Here is a 2,000-nt window from a genome sequence, read left to right as displayed (position 1 = left end):
GAAAGTGAACCGCACAGCGATTCTTACTGAGGGCAGCCGTGCATCAGCGCTGCACAGCCATGGCGGCCCTTCCGGGCGGTCTTTTGCAGGTTTGCGATCGTTTGAAAAACACCCTGGTGACAAATCATCCGGATGACGCTAATACGCACCACATAAAAATTGATCCGCGGTACTAAAAACTAACAAAGCGGACAGCATTAACGGGGAGCCTGCGGCAATGCTGCTGAGCCAAGTGATTACTGACAACCCGTCTTTGACGGATTTCTGGGCTTTGGAACGATGCGTTTCCGCCGCGGCCAGAAAGATTCCCAGCGAGGCAAATGCGCCTTTGACCTGCGACGTGGAGCCGGAGTTCCGTTGTACGCCGCGGAAATGGAACCTGATCCTGTCAGCGGCCCATGATCGCGGCCTGCGGGCCCGCTGCGCCTGATTACGGGTTGATCGCCGCCAGCCCTGCCGGACCTGCGGTTCTGATGGAAGAGAAAACCCCGCCAGTTGTCCTGGCGGAGTTGGCTGTTTTACTCTGCAGGCTGGGCTGCCGGCGTACGTTTGATGCGTTCCCGCATCCCTTGCATCATGGCATACAGCACCGGCACAACAATGACGCCAAGCACGGTTGCAGCCAGCATGCCGCCAAAGACGGCGATGCCGATGGCACGCTGGCTGGCTGCGCCGGCTCCTGACGCAATCATCAATGGCACCACCCCCAGGAGAAAGGACAGCGCGGTCATCATCACCGCACGGAAACGCTGTTTGGCCGCCTCCTGCGCGGCGTCGCGGATAGAGAGGCCGGCGGCGCGCTGCTCCATCGCGAACTCGACAATCAGAATGGCGTTTTTCGACGCCAAGCCGATCAGCATGATCATCCCGATCTGCGTGTAGAGGTTGATGTCATTGCCGGCAATTGCCACCGCCGCAACCGCTCCGAAAAGGGCCACGATTACCGATAGCAGGATTGCCACCGGCATGGTCCAGCTTTCGTATTGCGCGACCAGGAACAGATAGCCGAACAGCACCGCCATCGCCAGGATCACAGTGACCAGCCCCGCCGAGTCCAGCTGCTGCTGCGCCGTGCCGGTCCATTCAAAGGCATAGCCCGGCGGCAGTGCCGTCGCGGCTTCCTCCTGCATCACCCGGATGGCGTCTCCGGTTGAAAGACCCGCAGCTGGAACTGCAGTAACGGTTGCCGAGCGGAAGATGTTGTGCCGCTTCAGCAGCACCGGTCCCAGCACGTTTTCCACATCGATCAGGGTCGACAGCGGGACCATTTCACCAGACTGGGTCCGCACATACAGACCGCCGATATCCTCAATCTTGTCGCGGTAGGTGCCCTCGGCCTGCAGCATCACCTTGTAAACGCGGCCGAACAGGTTGAAGTCGTTGACGTAATAGGAGCCCAGATGCGCCTGCATGGTCTGGAACACCTCGGAAATCGGCACATTCAGCGTCTTGGCCTTCTCGCGGTCCAGATCGACAAACACTTGCGGCACGTTGGCCCGGAAGGTCGTATAGGACTGGGCGATTTCCGGACGCTGGTTGGCAGAATAGACCAGAGAGCCGACCGATTGCGCCAGATCCTGCGGGGTGCCGCCGGCCGTCTGCTGGATTGCCATTTCCACACCTGCGGACATGCCCAGACCAGAGATCGGCGGCGGGTTGAAGGCGACTATACTGGCCGCGGCTTCCCCATTGGCAATGCCGTAGATCTGGCCAAGGATGGCATTGGGATGCAGTGCCTCGGTTTGCCGTTCACCCCAGGGGTGAAGGGAGGCGATGATCATGGCACCATTGGCCCCCGCCCCGTTCAGAAGGCTGAAACCATTCACCAGAACCGTGCCTTGGACACCAGGGATCTGCCGGATCTGCTCGTCAATCCGGCCGGTTACTGTCTCTGTCCGTCCCAGCGCTGCCGCATCTGGAAGCTGCACATCCACAAACAGATAGCCGTTGTCTTCGGCTGGCAGGAAACCTTTGGAGGTGGAGGTGAAAATACTGCCGGT

1 protein-coding gene is annotated in these 2,000 nt (G+C 60.0%); it reads right to left on the bottom strand.

From position 1 onward, the window contains the following. Window positions 1-518: 518 nt before the first annotated feature. On the bottom strand, window positions 519-2,000 hold a 1,482-nt coding region (locus A2I95_RS33895), incomplete at its 5' end, for an efflux RND transporter permease subunit (RefSeq protein WP_291736869.1).

Source organism: Leisingera sp. F5, assembly GCF_001593695.1.
This window is presented reverse-complemented; position numbering and strand designations above follow the sequence as displayed.